The 23,923-nt window shown below is 57.1% G+C and carries 24 protein-coding genes and 1 pseudogene; 7 read left to right on the plus strand and 18 right to left on the minus strand.

Going from position 1 to position 23,923, the window contains the following annotated elements:
• Positions 1 to 79 precede the first annotated feature (79 nt).
• The 5 genes from O1722_RS12120 to sad form a co-directional block, all read right to left on the minus strand.
• Complete coding sequence (locus O1722_RS12120) at positions 80 to 1,045, minus strand: sensor domain-containing diguanylate cyclase (protein WP_058686657.1); 966 nt, start codon at positions 1,043 to 1,045, stop codon at positions 80 to 82.
• A 58-nt stretch (positions 1,046 to 1,103) separates the two neighbouring features.
• Positions 1,104 to 1,466: a DUF4186 domain-containing protein gene (locus tag O1722_RS12125; RefSeq protein WP_003857163.1), complete on the minus strand. Its 363-nt coding sequence runs from the start codon at positions 1,464 to 1,466 to the stop codon at positions 1,104 to 1,106.
• Positions 1,466 to 2,392, minus strand: a complete 927-nt coding sequence (gene glsB, locus O1722_RS12130) for a glutaminase B (RefSeq protein WP_003857165.1) — start codon at positions 2,390 to 2,392, stop codon at positions 1,466 to 1,468. Before glsB ends, O1722_RS12125 begins: the two co-directional genes overlap by 1 nt.
• A 62-nt stretch (positions 2,393 to 2,454) precedes the next feature.
• A complete protein-coding gene (locus tag O1722_RS12135; protein WP_100151280.1) occupies positions 2,455 to 4,044 on the minus strand; it encodes a methyl-accepting chemotaxis protein in 1,590 nt (529 codons plus the stop codon).
• Positions 4,045 to 4,171: 127 nt separating this feature from the next.
• Positions 4,172 to 5,554 carry a succinate-semialdehyde dehydrogenase gene (sad, locus tag O1722_RS12140; RefSeq protein ID WP_033487942.1) on the minus strand — a complete coding sequence of 461 codons (1,383 nt, stop codon included), beginning with the start codon at positions 5,552 to 5,554 and terminating at the stop codon, positions 4,172 to 4,174.
• A gap of 99 nt (positions 5,555 to 5,653) precedes the next feature.
• Here sad and ptrR point away from each other — a divergent pair, with 99 nt between their 5' ends.
• Complete coding sequence (gene ptrR, locus O1722_RS12145) at positions 5,654 to 6,532, plus strand: putrescine utilization regulator PtrR (RefSeq protein WP_017382364.1); 879 nt, start codon at positions 5,654 to 5,656, stop codon at positions 6,530 to 6,532.
• Here the strand turns inward: ptrR and O1722_RS12150 are convergent.
• On the minus strand, positions 6,529 to 7,341 hold the full coding sequence (locus O1722_RS12150; RefSeq protein WP_032619672.1) for a PhzF family phenazine biosynthesis protein: 813 nt from the start codon (positions 7,339 to 7,341) through the stop codon (positions 6,529 to 6,531). The genes ptrR and O1722_RS12150 overlap by 4 nt on opposite strands.
• A 22-nt stretch (positions 7,342 to 7,363) precedes the next feature.
• The gene (locus O1722_RS12155) at positions 7,364 to 8,152 is read right to left on the minus strand and encodes a PhzF family phenazine biosynthesis protein (RefSeq protein WP_017693433.1); all 789 of its coding nucleotides are present in this window, start codon (positions 8,150 to 8,152) and stop codon (positions 7,364 to 7,366) included.
• Between the two features lie 176 nt (positions 8,153 to 8,328).
• On the opposite strand from O1722_RS12155, the gene O1722_RS12160 reads away from it, so the two are divergent.
• Positions 8,329 to 9,525: a sugar transporter gene (locus tag O1722_RS12160; RefSeq protein WP_033487941.1), complete on the plus strand. Its 1,197-nt coding sequence runs from the start codon at positions 8,329 to 8,331 to the stop codon at positions 9,523 to 9,525.
• A 230-nt stretch (positions 9,526 to 9,755) separates the two neighbouring features.
• On the opposite strand, the gene O1722_RS12165 is transcribed toward O1722_RS12160, so the two are convergent.
• Complete coding sequence (locus O1722_RS12165; RefSeq protein ID WP_017693435.1) at positions 9,756 to 10,421, minus strand: MarC family NAAT transporter; 666 nt, start codon at positions 10,419 to 10,421, stop codon at positions 9,756 to 9,758.
• 255 nt (positions 10,422 to 10,676) lie between these two features.
• On the opposite strand from O1722_RS12165, the gene marR reads away from it, so the two are divergent.
• The 3 genes from marR to marB are packed head-to-tail and all read left to right on the plus strand — an operon-like array spanning position 10,677 to position 11,760.
• Positions 10,677 to 11,111, plus strand: coding sequence for a multiple antibiotic resistance transcriptional regulator MarR (marR, locus tag O1722_RS12170; protein ID WP_017383983.1), 435 nt, complete (start codon positions 10,677 to 10,679; stop codon positions 11,109 to 11,111).
• Positions 11,112 to 11,131: 20 nt separating this feature from the next.
• Positions 11,132 to 11,512, plus strand: a complete 381-nt coding sequence (gene marA / locus O1722_RS12175) for an MDR efflux pump AcrAB transcriptional activator MarA (RefSeq protein ID WP_001303241.1) — start codon at positions 11,132 to 11,134, stop codon at positions 11,510 to 11,512.
• A 32-nt stretch (positions 11,513 to 11,544) separates the two neighbouring features.
• Entirely contained in the window at positions 11,545 to 11,760 is a 216-nt protein-coding gene (gene marB, locus O1722_RS12180; RefSeq protein WP_015570538.1) for a multiple antibiotic resistance protein MarB, read from the plus strand.
• 38 nt (positions 11,761 to 11,798) lie between these two features.
• Here marB and eamA read toward each other — a convergent pair whose 3' ends face one another.
• Positions 11,799 to 12,698, minus strand: a complete 900-nt coding sequence (gene eamA, locus O1722_RS12185; protein WP_017383984.1) for an O-acetylserine/cysteine exporter — start codon at positions 12,696 to 12,698, stop codon at positions 11,799 to 11,801.
• Positions 12,699 to 12,891: 193 nt separating this feature from the next.
• On the opposite strand from eamA, the gene ydeE reads away from it, so the two are divergent.
• Complete coding sequence (gene ydeE, locus O1722_RS12190; RefSeq protein WP_017383985.1) at positions 12,892 to 14,109, plus strand: efflux MFS transporter YdeE; 1,218 nt, start codon at positions 12,892 to 12,894, stop codon at positions 14,107 to 14,109.
• Positions 14,110 to 14,155: 46 nt separating this feature from the next.
• Here ydeE and zinT read toward each other — a convergent pair whose 3' ends face one another.
• The 8 genes and pseudogenes from zinT to O1722_RS12230 form a co-directional block, all read right to left on the minus strand.
• Positions 14,156 to 14,794, minus strand: coding sequence for a metal-binding protein ZinT (gene zinT, locus O1722_RS12195; protein ID WP_017693437.1), 639 nt, complete (start codon positions 14,792 to 14,794; stop codon positions 14,156 to 14,158).
• A gap of 52 nt (positions 14,795 to 14,846) precedes the next feature.
• Positions 14,847 to 15,545: an urea ABC transporter ATP-binding subunit UrtE gene (gene urtE / locus O1722_RS12200; protein ID WP_032103021.1), complete on the minus strand. Its 699-nt coding sequence runs from the start codon at positions 15,543 to 15,545 to the stop codon at positions 14,847 to 14,849.
• A gap of 9 nt (positions 15,546 to 15,554) precedes the next feature.
• Positions 15,555 to 16,352, minus strand: a complete 798-nt coding sequence (urtD, locus tag O1722_RS12205) for an urea ABC transporter ATP-binding protein UrtD (protein WP_015570541.1) — start codon at positions 16,350 to 16,352, stop codon at positions 15,555 to 15,557.
• Positions 16,352 to 17,425 carry an urea ABC transporter permease subunit UrtC gene (urtC, locus tag O1722_RS12210; protein ID WP_015570542.1) on the minus strand — a complete coding sequence of 358 codons (1,074 nt, stop codon included), beginning with the start codon at positions 17,423 to 17,425 and terminating at the stop codon, positions 16,352 to 16,354. Before urtC ends, urtD begins: the two co-directional genes overlap by 1 nt.
• Positions 17,425 to 18,999 carry an urea ABC transporter permease subunit UrtB gene (urtB, locus tag O1722_RS12215; protein ID WP_015570543.1) on the minus strand — a complete coding sequence of 525 codons (1,575 nt, stop codon included), beginning with the start codon at positions 18,997 to 18,999 and terminating at the stop codon, positions 17,425 to 17,427. Before urtB ends, urtC begins: the two co-directional genes overlap by 1 nt.
• A gap of 22 nt (positions 19,000 to 19,021) precedes the next feature.
• On the minus strand, positions 19,022 to 20,293 hold the full coding sequence (urtA, locus tag O1722_RS12220; protein ID WP_015570544.1) for an urea ABC transporter substrate-binding protein: 1,272 nt from the start codon (positions 20,291 to 20,293) through the stop codon (positions 19,022 to 19,024).
• 200 nt (positions 20,294 to 20,493) lie between these two features.
• On the minus strand, positions 20,494 to 21,597 hold the full coding sequence (locus O1722_RS12225; protein ID WP_033487940.1) for a cobalamin-independent methionine synthase II family protein: 1,104 nt from the start codon (positions 21,595 to 21,597) through the stop codon (positions 20,494 to 20,496).
• A 156-nt stretch (positions 21,598 to 21,753) separates the two neighbouring features.
• A pseudogene (locus tag O1722_RS12230) lies at positions 21,754 to 22,165 on the minus strand (rhodanese-like domain-containing protein).
• 73 nt (positions 22,166 to 22,238) lie between these two features.
• Here O1722_RS12230 and ftrA point away from each other — a divergent pair.
• Positions 22,239 to 23,237 (plus strand): transcriptional regulator FtrA, encoded by a 999-nt coding sequence (gene ftrA / locus O1722_RS12235; protein WP_033487939.1) that lies wholly within the window; start codon positions 22,239 to 22,241, stop codon positions 23,235 to 23,237.
• A 148-nt stretch (positions 23,238 to 23,385) separates the two neighbouring features.
• Here ftrA and O1722_RS12240 read toward each other — a convergent pair whose 3' ends face one another.
• Positions 23,386 to 23,748, minus strand: a complete 363-nt coding sequence (locus O1722_RS12240; protein ID WP_015570547.1) for a hypothetical protein — start codon at positions 23,746 to 23,748, stop codon at positions 23,386 to 23,388.
• Between the last annotated feature and the right edge of the window lie 175 nt (positions 23,749 to 23,923).

The raw sequence follows: 23,923 nt of genomic DNA on the forward strand, positions 1-23,923 counted from the left end.
GCGTCCTTAGGTTGAATCTCTCCACTTTGCTATTAACATTTTTGTAACGCAATAAGTGATGACATAGGATTTCGTTATGTCATTTCTCGCCGTGGTGTTGCCGCTTCATGGCGTACATTTGCGCATCCGCGTGTTTTAGCCATGCCTGCATATCGTTGCGGTGATGATCGAACTCGCTCAGTCCCCAGGAGAACTGTAACGACCAGGGATGCAGCTGACGCGCGTTATACTTTTCCGTTTGTTCCACGAGATACTGCATCGCGATCCAGGCGCCAGGCTCATCGGTATCCGCAAACAGCACCGCGAACTCATCTCCCCCGAAACGTACCAGCAGATCGGCCTCGCGGAACGAGGAACGCATCAGGGCGGCCATCGCTTTCAGAGCTTTGTCCCCCTCCTGATGTCCGAAGCGATCGTTAATGGTTTTGAAATGGTCCAGATCCAGCCAGCCAAGGGTTAAGGGTTCTGCCCGACGCTGCGAAACCGACAGTGCAAACTGCGCAAACTGGTTAAACCCGCGACGGTTAAACAGCCCCGTGAGTTCATCGGTTGTGGCCGCGCTAACGGCTGCAAACTCATCCTCTGCCAGTGCGCTGAGATCGGCCAGTACGGCGGAATCCGCCGCCGAAAACTCACGCGGTGCGTAATCAATGAGACACAACGAGCCTACGCACGCCCCGTCACGTAAACGCAGCGGGTAACCGGCATAAAAGCGCACGCCAGGCTCTCCCGCCACCTGCGGGTTGTCCGCAAAGCGTTCGTCCCGCAGCGTATCCCCCACCACCAGCGGCGCGTCCCCCAGGATCGTATGACCACAAAACGAGAGTTCGCGAGGCTGGCTGACGGGTACCCGCCCATCGGCAGACTTCACGATCACGGCGTGATCATCCACCAGCGTAATCATCGCAAGCGGCACCCTGAAAAAGCGTGTTGCCAGCCGCGTAAGACGATCAAACGCGGGGTAATTGTCGATCTCAAGCAGACCGGACTCGCGCAGAGCATTCATGCGCTCCGCTTCATTCACGGGAATTTGAGGTGCCTTCATAACGTCTCCTGACGCTGAGCATTAGTAAAAGCGTAGCTTAAACAGAGACATTGTCAGTTCAGGAGGCACGATTTACCTCTATGACCAGCCAATGATGGATTACGTTGACGATATACTGTTGTTGCTGCGCACTCAGCGGCACGCCCTGCGGGATAGCGTGCCACTTAGCCAGACAGCCCCGACAGCAGGTTGCCGTGGCATGCTGGGCGATAAAAACCGGATGGCCGCGCATCGGCGTCTGCTTACCGTCATTCACCGGGTGTGCAGGCGCCAGCCGCGCGGCGACAAAATCGGCGGCATGCTTATCGATAGTCTCCGCGCCCTTATCCCAGCAGTATTGCCGCTCTTTCGTCCCTAAATGAAATCGTGAACGGAACGTGGAGCGAGCCAGGCGCGCGAACAGAGGATCTAACGTGGACATCAGTATACGGACCGTCCAAGGCGTTTGGTCAGCTGTTCCAGCGCCGCCACGCCCGCCAGTGAATTTCCGGTCTCGTCCAGTTCCGGGCTCCAGACGGCAATCGCCATCTCGTGAGGGACAATCGCCACGACCCCACCGCCAACGCCGGATTTAGCCGGCAGCCCCACGCGCCAGGCAAACTCCCCGGCATTCTGATACATTCCGCTGGTTGCCATTAAGGCGTTGATCTGCCGGGCCTGCATCGGGGAGACAACGTCCTCGCCCAGATGCGGGGCATGGCCTTGATGCGCCAGAAACAGAAAAGTCTGCGCCAGTTCGACGCAGTTCATCTTCAGCGCGCAGTAATGAAAATAGTTTTGCAGCACCGTGGCAACGTCATTATGAAAGTTGCCGAAGGACTTCATCAGCCAGGCGATGGCGGCGTTACGTGCAGAGTGTTCAAACTCAGAGCGCGCTACCACCGGATCGTAGGCGATGTCCTGCACGCCGGAAAGCTGCCGCACAATCTGGAGCATCCGCTGGCGCGGCGCGCTCAGCCGGCTTTGCAGCATATCGCACACCACCAGCGCCCCGGCGTTAATAAACGGGTTACGCGGCTTACCCTGTTCGATTTCCAGCTGGAGAAGGGAGTTGAACGGCTGACCGGACGGATCTTTGCCCACCCGCTGCCAGATCTCCTGCTCGTCATACTGGCGCATGGCGGCAACGAGGCTAAGCACTTTTGAGATCGACTGAATCGAAAAGCGCTCAAGCGCGTCTCCCGCCTGAAAACGCTGACCGTCGACAGTACAAATGGCGATACCGAGCTTATTACCGCTGATCGAAGCCAGCGCGGGAATGTAATCGGCAACCTTACCCTGCCCCAGTAACGGACGAACCTGCGCCAGAATCTCGTCCAGCATCTCATTATGGATGACCGCAGCCACACTTTGCTCCTTGCCCTCAGGCTAAAACGGGCTGCGAGTATAACAGAGGCTGATACGTCACGTCAGGCAGGGAGACGAAAACGCGAGACGGCCTGCAACAAAAGATCGGACTGCTGATGCAGGCGCTCAGAGGCATTTGACGCTTCGCTAACCAGCACATCTGTCCGACGCGATACCTGATTCAGCGCCTGAAGCTGACGGGTCATCTGATGAATGCTGTCCCCCTGATTCAGGGTGGCCAGCGAAATATCATTCAGCAGGCTGCTCAGATTCGCCACCAGCCCGGTGACCTGTTGCAAATTCTCTTCCAGACGGTTTACCACCTGAGAACCTTCTTCAATGCCCTGTAGCGAGTGGTTAATTAGCGCCTGGATGGTTTGCGTAGAGTGACTGCTTTTTCTGGCCAACAGCCCCACTTCCCGGGCAACCACAGCAAATCCGCGCCCCTGCTCTCCTGCATGGGCGGCTTCAATGGCAGCATTGAGGGCGAGAATGTTGGTCTGAAACGCCACGCTGTCGATCATCGCGACGATCCCGCGCATCTCTGAGGATCGGTCGACGATCGTCTGCATCGAGCCATTCATCGCTGACATCATTTGCTCCCCACCAGCGGCAGCCTGTCGGGCTTCATCCGCGCGCGAGCGGGCGAGTTTTGCATAACCCGTGTTCCCCTCAACGTGGGTTTCGAGATCGGCGATGTGTGCGGTCACCTCCTCCAGCTCTTTGGCCTGTCGCGTAGACTGCTGATAAAGCTTCTGATTCCCCTGCGCAAGCGATCCGATATTTTCAACCATGGAGGTAGTGGCCTCGCTGACCTGGGTCACCAGTTGCTGGAGCCCGCGCTGCATGGCGGTAATACTGCCGCTGAGCTGGCTGATTTCACGGTTAAAGCGCACAACGTCAGGCGGCGTGCCTGACAAATCCCCTGCCGCAAGCTGGTTAATATGGATAATCAGACGGCGTAGCGGGGATATCACCCACTTCGCCATTCCGAACCAGACGGCTATGGCAATGGCCAGTAGCGCCAGCGGCGCAAACAGGAACAGCCGTTGCAGACCTGAGAGTTGTTCCATGAGCGACTGACGCCCCTGTATCGTCTGCTTCTCACTCCGTTGCTGATAGCGTGCGAAATTGTCATTAAAATCGGTCTGAAACGCCTGGGCGGGTACGGCGAAAAAGAGGTCGATGCTGTTGGTTTTCACCAGCCCCTCCGCCTGCTCCCGGATGGCGTCGAAAAACAGCTGATAGCTGTTAACCAACCCCTCGTCTTTCGGCGGATTAAGCGCGAGCCAGGCCTGCCATGCCTGCTGTGACGCCGCCAGGGATTTTTGCGCCTCGTCCATCAGGCTATGCCAGCTCCCTTCCGAGCCGGTCTCCTTGTCCTGCATAAAGTACACGCCGGAGCGGTTGAGCAGATCGCTGGCCGCCAGCAGAGAAATACGGGCCTGATCCAGCCTGCTCTGCTGCTGCCAGGCCAGCTGATTGCGCTGTTCGTTACGCTGGGCTTCATTCAGGGAGGCGGTCAGCAGGAAGGAGGAAGAGAGTTGCAGGGCGGAGAAAAGGCCTATAATACAAAAGATGCCGGTCAGCAGGCCAAACTGACGAGGGATAAAGCGCGGCGCAAGACGACTAAAAATTTGCGTTAGGTTCATAATTTTCTTCTGTAACAATACGTTAGACGCGAGCGAGTCTACGAAACGAAAATGACAGAACCATTACGCAAAAATGACAGGAAACGTGAACTGCCGGGTAGCGGCCTGGCCTTACCCGGCAACAAGACTAGACGCGATCCTTCCACACCGTCTGCACATTACAGAACTCATGCAGACCGAAATGAGAAAGCTCTCGCCCGAAGCCGCTCTTCTTCACCCCGCCAAACGCGACGCGCGCATCGCTGGCGCTGTAGCCGTTGATAAAGATCCCGCCGCACTCCAGCTCGCGCGCAAAGGTTTCAGCCAGCGCATCGTTCTCGGTAAAGACCGTCGCCGATAAGCCAAAATCGCTGTCGTTAGCCAGCTGCAATGCGTGCGCCGCATCGTTCGCGATGGTAATTGCCGCCACCGGACCAAACAGCTCCTGACGAAAGGCCGTCATCTGTGGGGTGACGCCGCCGAGTACGGTTGGGGCATAATAGTTACCGGTCCCGGACATCTTCTCTCCGCCCAGCAGCAGGGTCGCCCCTTCCGCCAGCGTAGCCTGCACCTGCTGATGCAGTTCATCGCGAAGATCAAATCGCGCCATCGGGCCAATATAGTTATCTTCCTCATCCGGTGCGCCCATCTTCAGCGCCTTGACCGCGTCAACAAAGCGTTGGGTAAAGGCGTCCGCCACGCCCGCTTCCACAATAAAGCGTTTTGCCGCCGCACAAACCTGCCCGGTATTCTGATAACGTCCGGCCACCGCCGCGTTGACGGCCAGATCCAGATCGGCATCGTTCAGAACGATAAACGGATCGGAGCCGCCCAGCTCCAGCACACATTTCTTCAACGCCGCGCCCGCCTGCGCGCCAATTGCCGCACCAGCCCGAACGCTGCCGGTTACGGTCACCGCCGCGATACGACGATCGTTAATCGCCTGGCTGACGCCGTCATTCGTCGCGTTCACCCAGCCAAAGACCCCCTCCGGGAAACCGGCATCCGCGAATACCTTCCCGGTCAGCTCCGCCGAGCCGAGCACATTAGGCGCATGTTTAAGCAGATAGCTGTTCCCTGCCAGCAGGATCGGCACCGCACCGCGCAGCACCTGCCAGAGCGGGAAGTTCCACGGCATCACCGCCAGAACGGGCCCAAGCGGACGGTACTCAATCACCGCATTTTCGACCTGGGTAGATTCCGGGTTCAGCATCGCCGGGCCGTGTTCAGCGTACCAGTCGCAAAGGCTGGCGGACTTAGCCACCTCCGCACGCGCCTGCATAATGGGCTTGCCCATCTCCCGGGAGATAGTCTGCGCCATCTCTTCCGCACGACTACGCAGCGCCGCACCCAGATCGCGAAGTTTTTGCGCCCGGTGCGCCACGCTTTCGCGTCGCCACTGACGAAAACCGGTATCCGCCTGCGCAATGGCACGCTCAACGTCATGGGACGTTGCCCACGGGTAAGCAGCCAGCGTTTCGCCGGTAGCCGGGTTGACAGAGTGGGCATGGGTAGCAGATGAATAGGTCATGATGTTCTCCACGTAATAACAGTTGATTGATTGTGGCCTACTCTGCTATTTCTTAAAAATGAATAATACTCACCACCTTATTCACAATACGAGAACGGTATGGACTTAACTCAGCTTGAGATGTTTAACGCCGTCGCACTGACCGGCAGCATTACCCAGGCGGCGCAGAAGGTACACCGGGTGCCGTCAAACCTCACCACCCGCATCCGACAGCTAGAAGCGGACCTCGGCGTGGAACTGTTTATTCGCGAGAATCAGCGCCTGCGGCTTTCCCCCGCCGGGCACAATTTTTTGCGCTACAGCAAGCAGATCCTGGCGCTGGTTGACGAAGCGCGAATGGTCGTCGCCGGGGATGAACCGCAGGGATTATTCTCGCTCGGCGCGCTGGAAAGTACCGCCGCCGTGCGCATTCCGGAAAGTCTGGCGCGGTTTAACCAGCGCTATCCGCGCATTCAGTTTGCGTTATCCACCGGGCCTTCCGGTACGATGATTGACGGCGTGCTTGAGGGGACGCTCAGCGCCGCCTTTGTCGACGGGCCGCTCTCGCACCCGGAACTGGAAGGGATGCCGGTTTACCGGGAAGAGATGATGCTGGTCACCCCTGCGGGTCACGCAGAAGTATCAAAAGCCACGCAGGTGAGCGGCAGCGACGTGTATGCCTTTCGCGCCAACTGTTCTTACCGGCGTCATCTGGAGAGCTGGTTCCATGCCGACCGCGTCACGCCGGGAAGGATCCATGAGATGGAGTCCTATCACGGGATGCTCGCCTGCGTGATTGCCGGGGCAGGCATTGCGCTGATGCCCCGCTCCATGCTGGAGAGCATGCCGGGCCATCATCAGGTGGCGGCGTGGCCGCTGGCGGAAAACTGGCGCTGGCTCACCACCTGGCTGGTGTGGCGACGCGGGGCGATGACCCGCCAGCTTGAGGCGTTTATCGCGCTGCTGAACGAGCGTCAGCCACCAGCGCCCAGTTGTTAATGATGAACGTAGTCCTGGAGTCGAAGGAAAATTTTTCCCTTCATATACAGCGTGGCCTGCCCGCCAATCAGCACGCGGTCGCCTTTCAGCTCGCAGCGCAGATCCCCGCCGCGCAAGGAGACCTGGCGGGCCGACATCTGCGTTTTACCAAGCTTTTCGCTCCAGTACGGGATCAGCATGCTGTGAGCTGATCCCGTCACCGGATCTTCCGGCACCCCTTCCCCCGGGCAGAAGAAGCGGCTGACGAAATCATACTCATCCCCCGGCGCCGTAACGCAGACCATTTTCCCCAGCGGGAGCATGGCCGCAATATCCGGCGTCAGCGCTTCCACCTGCCGCTGGCTGTCGAGCACCACCATGTAGTCACGCCCCACACGCACCTCGTCTGCTGCGTTAATGCCCAGCGCGCTGAACAGCACTGCGGGTGGAGTATCGACAACCTCGGTTGACCACGCCGGGAAATTAAGCGTCAGCCAGTCGCCGCTGCGTTGTACCGTCAGATCGCCGACAAAGCGCGTGGTGAAGGTGATTTCCGTATGCGGATAATCCAGGTATTCGAAAATAACGTGAGAAGCCGCAAGGGTTGCGTGGCCGCAGAGGTTAATTTCATCCTGCGTGGTAAACCAGCGCAGTTCAAACCCGTTATCCGTTCGGACAAAGAACGCCGTCTCTGACTGATTATGCTGCTTCGCCATCTTCAGCAGCGTCTCATCCGGCAGCCACGCTTCCAGCGGACACACCGCCGCCGCATTGCCGCCGAACGCCCTGTCGCTGAAGGCATCTACCAGATAAAAATCAATTTCCTGCATCGTTGGTTCCTCTTAGATTTGTTCAGCGCAGAAATACTGTGCCCTTCAGATACAGTGCCGCCTGCCCGCCCATCCGCACGCGGTCGCCCTTGAGTTCGCAGCGTACGTCGCCACCACGGGCAGAAACCTGGCGGGCAAACATCTGTGTTTTGCCAAGCCGTTCACTCCAGTACGGGATCAGCATGGTGTGCGCGGAGCCGGTGACAGGATCTTCCGGCACGGCCACGCCTGGCGAGAAGAAACGGCTGACAAAGTCGTATTCCCCCTCGTCCCGGGCAGTGACGGCTACTTTATGCTCGCCCGGCGTCATGGCTGAGAAATCCGGATTAAGGGCTTCAACCTGCTCGCGGCTTTCCAGTACCAGCACCCAGGCGCGGCCTTTGCGCGCCTCGACGTAGTGGCTGATACCGAGTGCGGTGAGCATCTCCGGTGGCGGCGTCTGTGCCTGCGTCGGGCAGGCCGGGAAGTCCAGCGTCATCCAGTCACCTTCACGACTGACGGTCAGGCGACCAGAGGCGGTGTCAAAATGAAGGCGTGAGTCCGGATAATCCAGTTCGTGAAAAAGTACATACGCCGCGGCAAGCGTCGCGTGACCACAGAGATTAACCTCGGTGAGCGTGGTGAACCAGCGCAACTCGATCCCCCCTTTGGTACACACAAAAAACGCGGTTTCTGACTGGTTATGCTGTTGTGCCATCCGCAGTAACGTCTCATCCGGTAGCCATGCGTCGAGCGGGCACACCACCGCCGGGTTGCCGCCAAAGGAGGACGCGCTGAACGCATCTACCAGATAAAAATCAATCTCCTGCATCGTGTTACCGCCTGTTTTTGTTGTGTTGTTCTTTATCTTCGATGAAAACAACCCCGTTCGCTACCGCTGCATGAAGGTATATTTTGTGATTCACATCACATAACGGTTGAGTTTTCACCGTTTAAGGCTTTAAGATCGTCTCCTCATCTTTCAGGCAACGAATCCCAGATATCCCTATGACAACACACACGGTTTCCCGCAGAGTCGCGTGGCTACGCGTGGTCACGCTCGCCATCGCCGCGTTTATTTTCAACACCACGGAATTTGTTCCGGTTGGGCTGTTGTCCGACATCGCCGCCAGCTTCGATATGGAAACGGCACAGGTTGGCATTATGCTGACCATCTATGCATGGGTGGTGGCGCTGATGTCGCTGCCGTTTATGCTGCTGACCAGCCAGATGGAACGTCGTAAGCTGCTGATTGGGCTGTTTGTGGTGTTCATTGCCAGCCATGTGCTGTCATTTATGGCATGGAACTTTACCGTGCTGGTCATCAGCCGCGTCGGCATCGCGTTTGCCCATGCCGTTTTCTGGTCGATCACCGCGTCCCTCGCCATTCGTCTGGCTCCGGCGGGAAAACGCGCCCAGGCGCTGAGCCTGATTGCCACCGGAACGGCGCTGGCGATGGTGTTAGGCCTGCCGATCGGGCGCATTGTGGGACAATACTTCGGCTGGCGCACCACCTTCTTTGCCATCGGCATGGGGGCGCTGATCACCCTGGTGTGTCTGATCAAACTGCTGCCAAAACTGCCCAGCGAACACTCCGGCTCGCTGAAAAGTCTGCCGCTGCTGATGCGTCGACCGGCGCTGATGAGCATCTATCTGCTGACCGTGATTGTGGTGACCGCCCATTACACGGCCTACAGCTATATTGAGCCGTTTGTTCAGGTTGTGGCGGGCTTTAGCGCTAACTTTGCCACCGTTCTGCTGCTGATCCTGGGCGGCGCGGGGATTATCGGCAGCATCCTGTTTGGGAAGCTGGGCAATAAGCACGCGTCTGCGCTGGTAAGCAGTGCGATTGGTCTGCTGCTGGCATGCCTGCTGTTACTGATGCCTGCGGCAGGCAGCGAGAGTCATCTGGCGATCCTCAGTCTGTTCTGGGGCGTGGCAATCATGATTATTGGTCTGGGAATGCAGGTCAAAGTGCTGGCCCTGGCCCCGGACGCCACGGACGTAGCGATGTCGCTCTTCTCCGGGATTTTTAATCTGGGGATTGGAGCCGGTGCGCTGGTGGGAAATCAGATCAGCCTGCATGTATCGATGTCGGCCATTGGTTATCTCGGGGCGATTCCGGCGCTGATCGCGCTGATCTGGTCGGTGCTTATCTTCCGTAAATGGCCGGTCGCGATGGAAGAACAGTCCAGCCACGGTTGACGTTTGTTATGCCGGGTGGCGGCTTCGCCTTACCCGGCCTACGAAGCATTAATATCCGTGTTCATCATCACCGCCAAGATAACGGAATCTTTCATCTGTCATTTTGGTCTGACAATCATAGATACCGATTCTCGTTGCCAGAGGAGTGGTTGCAGAAGACGCATCGCTTATTTTGCCGCATTTTTTAGCGAGTAGGCCGGGTAAGGCGAAGCCGCCACCCGGCAACGTTCTCAATGATACGTCTTAACAATCTCCAGCACGCCGTTAATAATAAACTGCACGCCCATACAGACCAGCAGAAAACCCATCAGTCGGGAGATAGCTTCAATCCCCCCCTTACCCACCCAGCGCATAATCGCCCCGGAGCTGCGCAATGACCCCCAGACGATAATAGCGATAAGCGCAAAAATGATCGGCGGCGCAACGGTGATAACCCAGTGCGGGAATGTCGTCCCATCACGCACCGTTGAGGCGGAACTGATGATCATCGCAATCGTCCCCGGCCCCGCCGTGCTCGGCATGGCTAACGGCACAAACGCGATGTTGGCGCTCGGTTCGCTTTCAAGCTCCTCCGATTTGCTTTTGGCTTCCGGGGATTCGTGCGCTTTGTGCGCCGGGAACAGCATCCGGAAACCAATAAAGGCCACAATCAGCCCGCCAGCAATACGCAGACCGGGAATCGAAATACCAAAGGTATTCATCACCAGTTGCCCGGCGTAATAAGCCACCATCATTATGGCAAAGACATAGACAGAGGCCATCATCGACTGCTGATTGCGCTCTGCGCTGTTCATGTTCCCCGCCAGCCCCAGAAAAAGCGCCACCGTCGTTAACGGGTTCGCCAGCGGCAGCAACACCACCAGTCCAAGCCCCACTGCTTTAATCAAATCCAACATAACGCACCGCAGTCCTTATCCTTATTCAACATCGCAATTATAGGGGCAAATCCTCGTCCGGAGCCATCCGACAGCGTAACCATAATTGTCTCGCGTAATTCATAACCCCAGATTATTTGTATGATTTAAAAGCGTACAGAATAAGTTCCTGAAGCGTTTTAGCATTTCGTGGCATCGGCCGATTCATTCAGTTGACTTATACTTGCCTGAGCAATAATATCTGCCGTGACTAAACTACTTGCCAGGGCAACCATTGTGAAAAGCACCAGTGACCTCTTTAACGACATAATCCCACTGGGTCGTCTTATTCATATGGTTAACCAGAAAAAAGATCGCCTGCTCAATGACTATCTGTCACCGCTGGATATCACCGCAACACAGTTCAAAGTGCTGTGTTCCATTCGCTGCGAAGTGTGTATCACGCCGGTTGAGCTGAAAAAGGTGCTCTCTGTCGATCTGGGTGCGTTAACCCGCATGCTGGATCGTCTCGTCTGTAAAGGATGGATAGAACGAAGCCCTAACCCGAATGACAAACGTGGCGTACTGGTGAAACTGACCAGCGATGGCGCGGCCATGTGTGAGCAATGTCATCAATTAGTAGGACAAACACTGCACCAGGAACTGACAAAAAACTTATCGGCAGATGAAGTGGCAACGCTTGAGCTCTTACTCAAGAAAATCCTGCCGTAAACAGAAAAAGAGGTATGACGATGTCCAGACGCAATACTGACGCTATCACCATTCATAGCATTTTGGACTGGATCGAAGATAACCTGGAATCTCCACTCTCTCTTGAGAAAGTGTCTGAGCGTTCAGGTTACTCAAAATGGCACCTGCAACGGATGTTTAAAAAAGAGACCGGCCATTCATTAGGACAATATATTCGCAGCCGCAAGCTGACGGAGATTGCCCAAAAACTGAAAGAAAGCAATGAGCCGATCCTCTATCTGGCGGAACGCTACGGATTTGAATCGCAACAGACCCTGACGCGTACGTTCAAGAACTACTTTGACGTGCCGCCTCATAAGTACCGTATTACCAGTATGCCGGGTGAATCCCGTTATCTGTATCCGCTAAAACATTGCAGTTAATCATCGCCTGTTAAGACGTAACCGAGGAAATCATGAAATTTATCGCCTCCGCCGCCCTCACCTTGCTGGTGCTGGTTTCCGGCCAGAGCTTCGCGGAGCAAACCCCCAATGCGGGGCAGCAAAATAATCGTGACACCATGATTATGCCGTCCACGCAAAACCAGTCGCCCTGGGACTTCAATCACATGGGCGCTGGCAGCGACAAATCCGACGAATTAGGCGTGCCGTATTACAACCACGACCTGTAATTCGTTTTTGCCCCGCTAATGCGGGGCTTTTTTCTGCCTTAACCCCGCACCTGCGTTGCCCGACGCACCCGCAAGCCAAAGACGTTGATATACAGCCCGGCCATAATCAGCCCTGCGCCACACAGTTGCAGCACGCTGAGCGTTTCATCCAGCAACAGTGCGGCGCTGGCAAGCCCGACCACCGGTACCAGCAGCGATAATGGCGCCACACGCCAGGTTTCATAGCGTCCGAGCAGCGATCCCCAGATACCATAGCCAATGATTGAGGCGACTAACGCCAGGTAGATCAGCGACAAAATCGTCGTCAGGTCGATCTCCACCAGGCTTTTCAACATCGCCTGCGGACCATCCAGAATAAACGACGCGGCCATAAACGGCACGATTGGGATCAATGCGCTCCAGACCACCAGCGATAAGACCGGCGGACGCGTCTCGTGCTGCATTATCAGTTTGTTAAAGATATTGCCGCACGCCCAGCTCAGCCCCGCCGCCAGGGTGAGCATAAAGCCTAGCAGCGCGACATGCTGACCGTTGAGGCTGCCTTCAATCAGCACCAGCACGCCAAAGACCGCAAGGCTAATGCCCGCCAGCTGCTTGCCCTGCAAGCGTTCGCCGAAGACAAACGCGCCGAGAATGATGGTAAAGAACGCCTGCACCTGAAGCACCAGCGAAGCCAGGCCCGCAGGCATACCGAATTTGATGGCGCAAAAAAGAAACGCAAACTGACCAAAGCTGATAGTAAGGCCGTAGCCCAGCAGCAGCTTAAGGGGAATTTTCGGGCGGGCAACGAACAGCAGCGCCGGGAAGGCCACCAGCAGGAAGCGCAGCCCCGCCAGCATCAGTGGAGGCATGTTGTGCAACCCCATTTTGATGACCACAAAATTGAGTCCCCACACCACGACAACCAGCAACGCTAACAGCCCGTCTTTCCGCGTCATTTTCCGCCCCTGAATTATTAAAATTTTGTAAACACTTCAAGGTAACAGAAAAAATAGCCCCGCGAGAAGATCATTAATTCTGGTAGTGGAGAGAAGCACCTGCGGATAAATTGGGTGCTATACAAGCTGCCGATCCCATGATAATCCTGTAATAACACAACAAAAAAAGCATAAGCATTTGTCGGGCAGGAAAATGAAACCATCAATCAGGCGCTCAACCGCAGCGCTGCTGGCATCGTCATTGTTATTAACAATTGGCCGCGGGGCAACGCTGCCCTTTATGACCATATATCTCACACGCGTGTACGATATGAGCGTGGAGAATATTGGCTATGCCCTTACCGTGGCGTTGACCATCGGCGTGGTGTTTAGCCTGGGGTTTGGCATCCTGGCGGATAAGTTCGACAAAAAACGCTATATGCTGATCGCCATCGTGGCCTTTATCGCCGGGTTTGTGGCGATTCCGCTGGTGAATAACGTGACGCTGGTGGTGCTGTTCTTTGCCCTGATTAACTGCGCCTATTCCGTCTTCTCAACGGTGCTGAAAGCATGGTTTGCCGACGTGCTGACCTCCAGCGAAAAGGCGCGCGTTTTCTCGCTCAACTACAGTTTCCTGAACATTGGCTGGACGATCGGGCCGCCGATCGGCACCCTGCTGGTGATGTACAGCCTGCAACTGCCGTTCTGGCTGGCCGCCTTCTGCGCCGCACTGCCGCTCGGGTTTATCCATTTCTTTGTGCAGAAAAGCATAGCCTCAGACAGCCCTGAGGAGAAAATGCCGTGGCAGCCCTCGGTGCTGCTGAAAGACCGGGCGCTGTTCTGGTACACGCTCTCCGGCCTGCTGGCGTCGTATGTGGGTGGATCGTTCGCCACCTGCATTTCCCAGTATGTCCTCGCCGCACATGCGGACAGTGATTTCGCAGAAAAGGTGGTGGCCGTTGTGCTGCCCGTCAACGCGGCGGTGGTCGTCACCCTGCAATACGCGCTTGGACGTAAGATCACCGCCAGCAATATTCGTCCGTTAATGACCGCCGCGACGCTTTTTTTCATCCTCGGGCTGGGCGGGTTTATGCTTTCCGGCGAGAACCTGATTTACTGGGGGATCGCGGCGGCGATTTTCACCCTGGGTGAAATTATTTATGCACCGGGTGAATACATGCTGATCGACAATATCGCCCCGCCGGGCATGAAGGCGAGCTATTTCTCCGCCCAGGCGCTGGGCTGGCTCGGCGCGGCGGCGAACCCGATGATCACCGGGCTCATCCTGACCCATCTACCGCACTGGTCATTATTTATCATTATGATGGCCGCCATCATTGCGGCCTGGCTGATGATATTGCGCGGGATGCGCGTGAAAAGTGAAGATAGCGTGTCGGGTGGCGCTGCGCTTACCCGACCGACAAAACCCTAATCGTAAGCCGGGTAAGGCGAAGCCGTCACCCGGCAAAACCAACACCCTAGTGGTGCAACATCTCCTCCACCACCTGCTCTTTGTACATCTCATTCGGGTAGTAGGTCGGCCAGTTATCCATCTCTTTCAGCAGCGCCTCGTGGGAGGTGTTGCCCATAAAGATATGGAAGTGTGAAGAGGCTTTCGGCCCGATGATATGGTCGCTGAACTGCACAAACTTAGGCGCCTGGCTCGCGTTATCCTTGCATTCAAACAGGTAGCGCACGCCTTTTTTCCCCGACGCATAGGTCAGAATTTTGTAGCCGCTGTAGTCGTAGCGGCAGCTGCTCACCGTTTTGCCTCGGTGGAATTCCATCACGTTGTTTTCAATGCCGATGGCGTCCACGTCCGTCGCGTACCCCTTACGGTAGTAGGCCTTCACCTCGGCAGCGGATTTTTCTCCCTTCTGCGCTTTCTTTTCGAAAACCGGATCCAGCGAACCATCAAGCAGGAACGGATACACGGACTGCCAGGTCCCGTCCCAGTCAGACAGCTTCCTGTCCCTGACGTCTTTATCCTCAAAGACGCCGTTTGCCGCCTTCTGTTCCGCCTCTGTCATCTGATGACCGTGCGAATGGGCAAAAAGCGAGCCGCTTACCAGCAGCGTTCCCAGAGTCAGCGCAATTTTTGCAAGTTGTGCAGCCACAGCAAAATCCTCATTCCGTTTTATAAGAATGAGGATGTTATATTATAACATTTCAGATCGCAACCAGCCCGCGAACGCCCTCCTGCTCCATGTTCTCCCCGCGCCCCTGCTGGACGATGCTGCCGCGCGACATCACCAGATAGCTGTCGGCCAGCTCTGCCGCAAAATCATAAAACTGCTCCACCAGCAGGATGGCCATATCCCCCCGGTTCGCCAGGCTGCGGATCACCTGCCCAATCTCTTTAATCACCGACGGCTGAATACCTTCCGTGGGTTCATCCAGAATCAGTAACCGTGGACGGCTCGCCAGCGCGCGACCTATCGCCAGCTGCTGCTGCTGACCACCGGAAAGATCGCCTCCGCGTCGGTGCTTCATCTCCTTCAGCACCGGGAAAAGCTGCCAAATCTCCTCCGGTACGCTCCTTGCGTTTCCCGCGGAGAAGCGTGACAGCCCCATCAGCAGGTTTTCTTCTACGGTCAGACGCGGAAAAATCTCCCGCCCCTGCGGAACATAGGCCACGCCGGACTGCACCCGCTGGTGCGGTTTACTGTGAGTGATGCTCTTTCCCTGCCAGACCACCTCCCCGCCTTTCACCGGGATCAGCCCCATCAGGCACCTCAGCAGCGTGGTTTTGCCCACCCCGTTGCGCCCCAGCAGGCAGGTAACTTCCCCGACGACCGCCTCAAAGCTCACCCCGCGCAGAATATGACTTCCGCCGTAGTACTGATTCAGTTCGCTAACCTGTAACATCACCTCTCCTTAACGTCCCAGATAGACGTCAATTACCTGTTCATTGGCCTGTACCTCGCGAAGCGAACCTTCCGCCAGTACCCGCCCCTGATGCAGCACCGTGACGTGGTCGGCGATGGTCTCGACGAAGCCCATATCGTGCTCAACCACCATCAGCGAATGCTTGCCTGCCAGGGTGCGGAACAGCTCGGCAGTGTATTCCGTCTCTGCGTCAGTCATACCGGCAGCGGGTTCGTCCAGCAGTAACAGATGCGGGTCCTGCACCAGCAGCATGCCGATCTCCAGAAACTGCTTCTGTCCGTGGGAAAGCAGCCCGGCACGGCGATCGCGCTCGCTGCCAAGCCGCAGCAAAACCAGCATCTCATCAATGCGGTCGCGCTGCTCGCCGCTGAGCGTGGCCCGCAGGCTCGCCCAGACGGACCTGTCGGCTTTCATGGCGATTTCGAGGTTTTCCCCTACGGTCAGCGCTTCAAACACGGTCGGCTTCTGGAACTTACGGCCAATGCCCTGACGGGCGATGGCCGCCGGTTCCAGGGCAGTCAGATCGATGGACTGATCGTAAATAGCTTTCCCGCTTTTTGGCCGGGTTTTGCCGGTAATCACGTCCATCAGCGTGGTTTTACCGGCGCCATTAGGGCCAATGATGCAGCGCAATTCTCCGACGCCGATGTTCAGCGAGAGATCGGTCAACGCCTGAAAACCGTCGAAACTGACGTTAATGGCCTCGAGCTGCAACACCGGATCGGTCTGCTCGCGGTAACGGTCGCCCGGTAGCTGGCGGGTAAAGAGTCCTTCAGAGGGCTGCATTAATTCTCTCCCTTACGAAACAGACCGAACACGCCGCGCGGTAAAAACAGCGTCACGGCGATGAAAATCAGCCCCAGAAACAGCTGCCAGTACTCCGGCATCGCCACGGTGAAAAAGCTCTTCGCACCGTTGACCAGCGCCGCGCCAATCACCGGGCCCACCAGAGTGCCGCGTCCACCCAGCGCTACCCAGATGGCCGCTTCAATCGAGTTGGTCGGGGACATTTCACCCGGGTTGATAATGCCCACCTGCGGAACGTACAGCGCTCCCGCCAGGCCACACAGCACGGCGGAAAGCGTCCAGACCAGCAGCTTGAAACCGCGCGGATCGTAGCCGCAGAACGTGAGACGGTTTTCCGCATCGCGCACCGCCGTTAAAATGCGGCCAAATTTACTCTTCGCCAGCGCGTAGCCTGTGCCCAGGGCCAGAAGCAGCAGCACGACCGTTGCGAGAAACAGCGCGATCCGCGTGGTGGTCGCCGTGACGGAAAACCCGAGCAGCGTGGTAAAACCGGTAAAGCCGTTATTGCCGCCAAAGCCGGTTTCGTTGCGAAAGAACAGCAGCATGCCCGCGTAGGTCAGCGCCTGGGTCATGATGGAGAAATAGACCCCTTTGATCTTCGAGCGAAAAGCAAACCAGCCGAAGACCAGCGCCAGCAGGCCGGGGATCGTCACAATTAACACCAGAGCCCATGCAAAATGCTGCGTTCCCCACCAGAACCAGGGCAGCTCGCTCCACGAGAGAAACGACATAAACGCGGGCAGCCCGTCCCCGGCCGCCTGGCGCATCAGGTACATGCCCATCGCATAGCCGCCCAGGGCGAAGAATATGCCGTGCCCCAGTGAGAGCATACCGGCATAGCCCCAGACCAGATCGAGGGCCACGGCGACAACTGCGTAGCAGAGGATCTTGCCGATGAGCGTCAACATCCACGTAGAAACGGCCAGCGGATGCGTTGCGGGCAACAGCGCGAGAAAAGGCAGCACCAGCAGCGCCGCAACCAGCAGACTGCCGAAGATTTGCGTGGAGCGCGGTGCCCTGCGCGCCAGTGTTAAGGTCAATGGCTGGCTCATCAGTCTGTCACCCTCCCTTTAAGTGCGAATAACCCCTGCGGACGTTTCTGAATAAACAGAATGATCGCCACCAGAATCAGGATTTTGCCCAGCACGGCGCCCATCTGCGGTTCAAGAATTTTATTGAAGATCCCCAGACCAAAGGCCGCCGCGACGCTACCGGCCAGCTGGCCGACGCCGCCGAGCACCACCACCAGGAACGAATCAATGATGTATCCCTGGCCCAGCTCCGGTCCCACGTTCCCCAGTTGGGACAATGCCACGCCGCCCAGCCCGGCAATGCCGGACCCGAGGCCAAACGCCAGCATATCTACCCGTCCGGTGGGGACGCCGCAGCAGGCCGCCATGCTGCGGTTTTGCGTCACCGCCCGCACGTTCAGCCCCAGACGCGTTTTATTCAGAATGAGCCAGGTGAAGAACAGCACCATCAGCACAAACCCGAGCACCACAATGCGGTTCCACGGTAGCGTCAGGTTGGCGAAAACCTGCACCCCGCCGGACAGCCAGGCCGGGTTTGCGACCTCAAGGTTCTGGGCGCCAAAGGTCATGCGCACCAGCTGGATAAGCATCAGGCTGATCCCCCAGGTGGCGAGCAGGGTTTCCAGCGGGCGGCCATACAGATGGCGGATCACCGTGCGCTCCAGCACCATCCCGATACCTGCCGTCAGGCAAAACGCCACCGGCAGCGCCACCACCGGATAAAGCGCCAGCCACTGAGGCATCCACTGCGCCATCACCTGCTGCACCATCCAGGTGGCATACGCCCCGAGCATCAGCATTTCGCCGTGGGCCATGTTAATCACCCCCAGCAGACCATAGGTGATAGCCAGCCCGAGCGCGGCCAGCAAGAGTACCGAACCCAACGACAGGCCCATGAAGGCCTGCCCCAGCAGTTCGCCCCACATCAGCCGGTGCTGAATACGGTCCAGGCTCTCAGCGGCGGCGGCACGTACCCGTGCGTCCGGCTCGGTTTGCGCCCGGGTGAACGGCGTCAGCGTGGCCTGAACGTCCGGATCGTCAGACTGTCCCAACAGTTCAACCGCGTTGAGGCGCGTTTCCGCCTGCGGACTCGCCAGCTGAAGATTTGCCAGCGCCAGCCTCAGCGACTGTCGGGTGACGTCATCCGTTTCGCGGTTAGCCCGCTGTTGCAGAAACCCGAGCATATCCGGCTGGGCGTCACGCTGAAGTTGCCGCGCGGCATGACGCCTTTCGGTGACACTGTCACTGACAAGCTGATGCGTCGCCAGCGCCGTGACGGTTAACACGCGCAGCCGGTTGGTCAGCCGCACGGCTTTGGTCGTTCCTTCGGCGCTCTTTGCCGCGCCCAGGGCAACCATTTCGCCGTCGATGCGGGTAAAAGCCTTCTTCTGGCTGTCGGTGTAGAGGTTCTCCTGTTGCAGCGCTTTAAGCAGCGGCAAACGTGCAGGTTCCGGCGTGGCTGCCCAGCGGGTCAGCATAGCGGTCTGCTGGCTGCGGCTAGCGGCAACGAAATCATCGGCATCCGATGCCTGCACCATCCCTGGCAGCAGTCCGGTAAGCCACACAATCGCAATAATTATGCGCATGGCGTTCATGACGTCTCTCCCTGGTGGTGGCTTAGTTGCTGGCGGTTTTCATCGGCTGGTCAGGTTTTTTGTCATTCCCGGCGATAAACGGGCTCCACGGCTGAGCGCGTACCGGCTGTTCGGTTTGCCAGACGACATTGAACTGGCCGTTGCCTTCGATTTCACCAATCATGACGGGCTTATGCAGGTGGTGGTTGGTGGCATCCATGGTCAGCGTAAAGCCGGACGGCGCGTTGAACGACTGGCCCGCCATTGCCGCGCGCACTTTGTCCACGTCGGTTGTCCCCGCTTTTTCAACCGCCTGCGCCCACATATGCAGGCCGACATAGGTCGCTTCCATCGGATCGTTGGTGACGACGGTATCGGCATTCGGCAGCTTATGGGCTTTCGCGTAGGCTTTGTAGGCCGCGACAAAGGTCTGGTTGGTCGGGTTATCGACGGATTCAAAGTAGTTCCACGCCGCCAGGTTACCCACCAGCGGTTTGGTATCAATGCCGCGCAGTTCTTCCTCGCCCACCGAGAACGCCACCACCGGCACGTCCGTGGCTTTCAGCCCCTGGTTCGCCAGCTCTTTATAGAAAGGCACGTTGGAATCACCGTTGATGGTGGAGACCACTGCCGTTTTACCACCCGCGGAGAATTTCTTGATACTGGCGACGATGGTCTGGTAATCGCTATGACCAAACGGGGTGTAGACCTCTTCAATATCTTTATCTTCCACGCCTTTCGAGTGCAGGAAGGCGCGCAGGATCTTGTTCGTGGTGCGCGGGTAAACGTAGTCCGTTCCCAGCAGGAAGAAGCGTTTCGCGCTGCCGCCGTCCTCGCTCATCAGGTACTCCACCGCCGGGATCGCCTGCTGGTTAGGCGCCGCGCCGGTATAGAAGACGTTAGGTGACATCTCTTCACCTTCATACTGCACCGGATAGAACAGCAAACCGTTCAGCTCCTCAAAAACCGGCAGAACTGATTTACGCGATACGGAGGTCCAGCAGCCAAACACCACGGCGACCTTATCCTGGCTCAGAAGCTGGCGGGCCTTTTCGGCAAACAGCGGCCAGTTGGATGCCGGGTCAACCACCACCGGCTCCAGCTTTTTCCCGAGCACGCCGCCTTTGGCGTTGATTTCGTCGATGGTCATCAGGGCGACATCTTTCAGGGGCGTTTCTGAAATGGCCATCGTGCCGGAGAGTGAGTGCATGATCCCGACTTTAATGGTCTCTGCGGCCTGGACGCCAAAACTGACCCCCATGGCGACCACGGAGGCGGACAAGGCGAACGCTTTTATAAAGGTACGACGGTGCATATTTTCACTCCTGAAAAAGAAAGCTGTGCGAAGACGTCCGTTACCGCCCGGACGCAGAAAAAGTAACGTCAGTTTCAGGAGAGCAAAAAGGGTGCCAGGTTGCAGAGGCAGGATTTAAACGGGTTCGAAGAGAGGATCTACGGGAAACGACTCAGAATGGTACAGCGCTGCACTGTAATAATGCAGCGCTGTGAACGATGTTACCAGACGTCGCTGGCGATTTGCGTCACCAGGCGAACTTTATCCCACTGCTGGGCTTCGCTCAGGCTGTTACCCTCTTCCGTGGAGGCAAATCCGCACTGTGGGCTGAGGCAAATCTGCTCTTTCGCCACGTAGCGCGCGGCCTCTTCCAGACGCGCTTTCACCCCTTCCGGGTTCTCCAGTTCACCGTGCTTGGTGGTGATTAGCCCCAGAACCACCTGCTGTTTACCCGGGCGCACAAAACGCAGTGGCGCAAAGTCGCCGCTACGGTCGTTGTCGTACTCCAGGAAGAACGCGTCGACGTTCACCGTACCGAACAGCACCTCCGCCACCGGCTCATAGCCGCCTTCGGAAATCCAGGTTGAGCGGAAGTTGCCGCGGCAGACGTGTAGCCCGATGGTCAGATCGTCCGGTTTGCCCTCCAGCGCCTTATTCAGCACCCGGGCATAGGTTCGGGCAAGTTCGTCTGCATCATCACCGCGCTCGCGGATCTGCCGGCGCTGGTCTTCTGAACAAAGGTAGGCCCAGACGGTGTCATCCAGTTGCAGATAGCGGCAGCCTGCATCGTAAAAGGCCCGAATGGCATCGCGCCAGGTGGTCGCCAGATCGTCAAAGTAATCTTTCAGATCCGGGTATACCGTGGCATCAATATCCTTGCGGCCACCGCGGAAGTGCAGCACGCTCGGGCTCGGAATGGTCATCTTCGGCTGTGCGTTACCGCTGATGCTTTTGAGGTAGCGGAAATCTTCCAGCATAGGATGATCGCCGAAGCCCAGTTTGCACGTTACGCGCACGCCATGGGCTTTGGTCTGCACCCCGTTGAACTGAATGCCCTGCTGCGAATCATAACGCTCTACACCCTGTAGCCCGTCAAAGAAGTCAAAGTGCCACCAGGCGCGGCGGAATTCACCGTCCGTTACCACATGCAGACCGCAGGCGCACTGCTGCTCGACAACATGGCGAATGGCCTCGTCCTCAACCGCGCGAAGCTGACCGGCATCGATCTCACCGCTGGCAAATTGCAGACGGGCCTGTTTAACAGAATCCGGGCGTAAAAAACTGCCGACTACATCGGCGCGGTACGGGGCGTGGTGTCGCTGCATGGAAATCTCCTCTGTCTGTCGGCGTTAATTGCCCACAGTGATAATTCATCTCTTGAATCTTTAGACTTCTGGATGTCTAAACGTCCTGAAAAGATGTCATACCGGCTCGCCGCCGACAAACGAGAAAATTTCATCTGTGTTGAAATAAATTCATGTTCACAGGGCGGGTGATGAAGATCCTGCAAACGCGAACCGCTCATCTTCCCAGCCGGTGATGCCCCCGAGCATAATCTTGACCGGCAGACCCAGACGCGCCAGCTTCAGCGCCGCCCTGTCCGCCCCGTTGCAGTGCGGGCCTGCACAATAGACGACAAACAGCGTGCCCTCTGGCCACGCTTTCATCCGCTCGGCGGTGATCTGGCTCCAGGGGTAAATGCAGCGCGCCGGGCAGATGCCGCCGGGCAAAATGTTCAGGTTTTCCGACAACGTGCAGCAGAACAAAGTCCTGGTCACCGCTGGATACCGCGTGATGGACATCGGCGCAGTCCGTCTCGACGCTCAGACGACGCAGGAAATGCCCCACGGCTTCCTGCGGCTCAGCAGCCGGAAATTCAGTAACATAGCTCATGAATCTTTCTCATTTGTGGTGTTTGTGTTAACACTACTTTATCCCTTAATTCAGCCCATGAATGCGTCCGCCTATGCCAGAAAACAGCAAAAAGATGACAAATTTAAGACATCCCTCGCCGCGCGCGGTCGTGCTGGCATATGACGGTTTATGTACCTTTGAGTTTGGCGTGGCGGTAGAGATCTTTGGCTTGCCGCGCCCGGAGATGGGCGAGGACTGGTATCAGTTCGCCGTGGCGAGCGTGGATGAGGGTGAGCTCCGGGCAACGGGCGGGATCCGTATTCTGGCCGATGGCGATCTGCGTCTGCTGGAGACGGCGGATCTGGTTGTCGTACCCGGCTGGCGAGGGCTGGACGAACCCGTACCCGACGCGCTCTGCCAGGCGCTCCGTGCGGCGCATGCCCGCGGCTGCCAGCTACTCTCAATCTGTTCTGGCGTTTTCGTTCTGGCAGCCTCAGGCCTGCTTGACGGGCGGAAGGCAACCACCCACTGGCGCTACACGCAAGCTCTGAAAGCACGCTATCCCGCTATCACCGTGGTTGAGGATGTGCTGTACCAGGACGAAGGCGATATTCTCACTTCCGCAGGCAGCGCCGCGGGGATTGATCTGTGCCTGCACGTGGTGCGCCGGAATTACGGTATTGAAGCGGCAAACCGCGTGGCGCGTCGGCTGGTGATCCCGCCCCATCGGGACGGCTCGCAAACCCAGCAGCTTAGCCGACCGGTGGCTCAGTTGCGGGAGAGCCAGCGCCTGGGCCAGCTGTTTGATTATCTTCACCAGCATCTGGCCGTTTCCCATACCGTCGAATCGCTGGCCCTGCGGGTGGGTATGAGTCAGCGCACCTTTCTGCGCCGTTTCCAGGACGCGACCGGAACAACGCCCGCGCGCTGGTTATTAACTGCACGATTGCAGCGGGCAAAAGATTACCTCGAAAACAGTCGGCTCAGCATCGACAATATTGCGGAACAAACCGGTTTTGGACAAAGCGGCACGCTGCGCCACCATTTCCGGCAGCAATTTGCGCTTTCGCCCGCGCAATATCGCAAACAATTTTCACAGCCGGTACGATAAACGGGCAAAAAAAAACCGCCATAATCTGGCGGTAAATGCTTGCATGGATAGATTTGTATTTTGGTATCTACGCTCCGGTATTCCATACCGGGATGTGGATCATCTGCAATCTACCACTGTGAGCCTCAACGAAGCATAAACGAATCGATTAACCCGCTTTGGTATTAATTTGCAGATAACGCATCAGCCCCTGCTCTGCACTCTGGCGGGCATCATCATTAATCGCTTCGAGATAAAACGCACGAGAGACCCCATACGGCGCCTGCTCGGATGGGTAAACGGCGAACTGGAAGGTTTTGCCCCTCGCCTTATTGGTACAGCCCAGCTCCCAGCGATCTTCACTTACCTGGGTGCTATTACATTCGACACGTCCGTAATCGCTGGTTAAATACGATCCGACACGGCTTTTTGCTGACTGAATATATTCTGGTTCTTCATTTGAATAGATGCTGGCCGCAGCACCCACCGCAACCACTACGCCCAGAAGTGATAGCACGATTATTTTTTTCATTTATTCGATCCAATCCTTAGCCAGAAAAATCTTATTGTAAATGATTTCCCAATAAATCTAGCTTCTCTTTGCATACCAGAAATGGGAGTTTACAACGGCGATATTGCTTTTAAGAATAGTCTTAAGTGAGTTTTATTGCGACCACAATTTTTGACAGTCTATTTTCTCAAATTTA

This window comes from Enterobacter cloacae complex sp. HYC003_NIDB (assembly GCF_056673375.1).

Excerpts from the sequence above, each read along its gene's own strand:
- urtC (WP_015570542.1), bottom strand. The coding sequence starts at position 17,425 with ATGAGCCAGCCATTGACCTTAACACTGGCGCGCAGGGCACCGCGCTCC.
- O1722_RS12160 (WP_033487941.1), top strand. The coding sequence starts at position 8,329 with ATGACAACACACACGGTTTCCCGCAGAGTCGCGTGGCTACGCGTGGTC.
- O1722_RS12165 (WP_017693435.1), bottom strand. The coding sequence starts at position 10,421 with ATGTTGGATTTGATTAAAGCAGTGGGGCTTGGACTGGTGGTGTTGCTG.
- O1722_RS12225 (WP_033487940.1), bottom strand. The coding sequence starts at position 21,597 with ATGCAGCGACACCACGCCCCGTACCGCGCCGATGTAGTCGGCAGTTTT.
- O1722_RS12135 (WP_100151280.1), bottom strand. The coding sequence starts at position 4,044 with ATGAACCTAACGCAAATTTTTAGTCGTCTTGCGCCGCGCTTTATCCCT.
- O1722_RS12125 (WP_003857163.1), bottom strand. The coding sequence starts at position 1,466 with ATGTCCACGTTAGATCCTCTGTTCGCGCGCCTGGCTCGCTCCACGTTC.
- eamA (WP_017383984.1), bottom strand. The coding sequence starts at position 12,698 with ATGACGCGGAAAGACGGGCTGTTAGCGTTGCTGGTTGTCGTGGTGTGG.
- urtB (WP_015570543.1), bottom strand. The coding sequence starts at position 18,999 with ATGAACGCCATGCGCATAATTATTGCGATTGTGTGGCTTACCGGACTG.
- O1722_RS12155 (WP_017693433.1), bottom strand. The coding sequence starts at position 8,152 with ATGCAGGAGATTGATTTTTATCTGGTAGATGCGTTCAGCGCGTCCTCC.
- urtA (WP_015570544.1), bottom strand. The coding sequence starts at position 20,293 with ATGCACCGTCGTACCTTTATAAAAGCGTTCGCCTTGTCCGCCTCCGTG.
- ftrA (WP_033487939.1), top strand. The coding sequence starts at position 22,239 with ATGCCAGAAAACAGCAAAAAGATGACAAATTTAAGACATCCCTCGCCG.
- O1722_RS12240 (WP_015570547.1), bottom strand. The coding sequence starts at position 23,748 with ATGAAAAAAATAATCGTGCTATCACTTCTGGGCGTAGTGGTTGCGGTG.
- ptrR (WP_017382364.1), top strand. The coding sequence starts at position 5,654 with ATGGACTTAACTCAGCTTGAGATGTTTAACGCCGTCGCACTGACCGGC.
- sad (WP_033487942.1), bottom strand. The coding sequence starts at position 5,554 with ATGACCTATTCATCTGCTACCCATGCCCACTCTGTCAACCCGGCTACC.
- ydeE (WP_017383985.1), top strand. The coding sequence starts at position 12,892 with ATGAAACCATCAATCAGGCGCTCAACCGCAGCGCTGCTGGCATCGTCA.
- urtD (WP_015570541.1), bottom strand. The coding sequence starts at position 16,352 with ATGCAGCCCTCTGAAGGACTCTTTACCCGCCAGCTACCGGGCGACCGT.
- O1722_RS12150 (WP_032619672.1), bottom strand. The coding sequence starts at position 7,341 with ATGCAGGAAATTGATTTTTATCTGGTAGATGCCTTCAGCGACAGGGCG.
- O1722_RS12120 (WP_058686657.1), bottom strand. The coding sequence starts at position 1,045 with ATGAAGGCACCTCAAATTCCCGTGAATGAAGCGGAGCGCATGAATGCT.
- marB (WP_015570538.1), top strand. The coding sequence starts at position 11,545 with ATGAAATTTATCGCCTCCGCCGCCCTCACCTTGCTGGTGCTGGTTTCC.
- urtE (WP_032103021.1), bottom strand. The coding sequence starts at position 15,545 with ATGTTACAGGTTAGCGAACTGAATCAGTACTACGGCGGAAGTCATATT.
- marA (WP_001303241.1), top strand. The coding sequence starts at position 11,132 with ATGTCCAGACGCAATACTGACGCTATCACCATTCATAGCATTTTGGAC.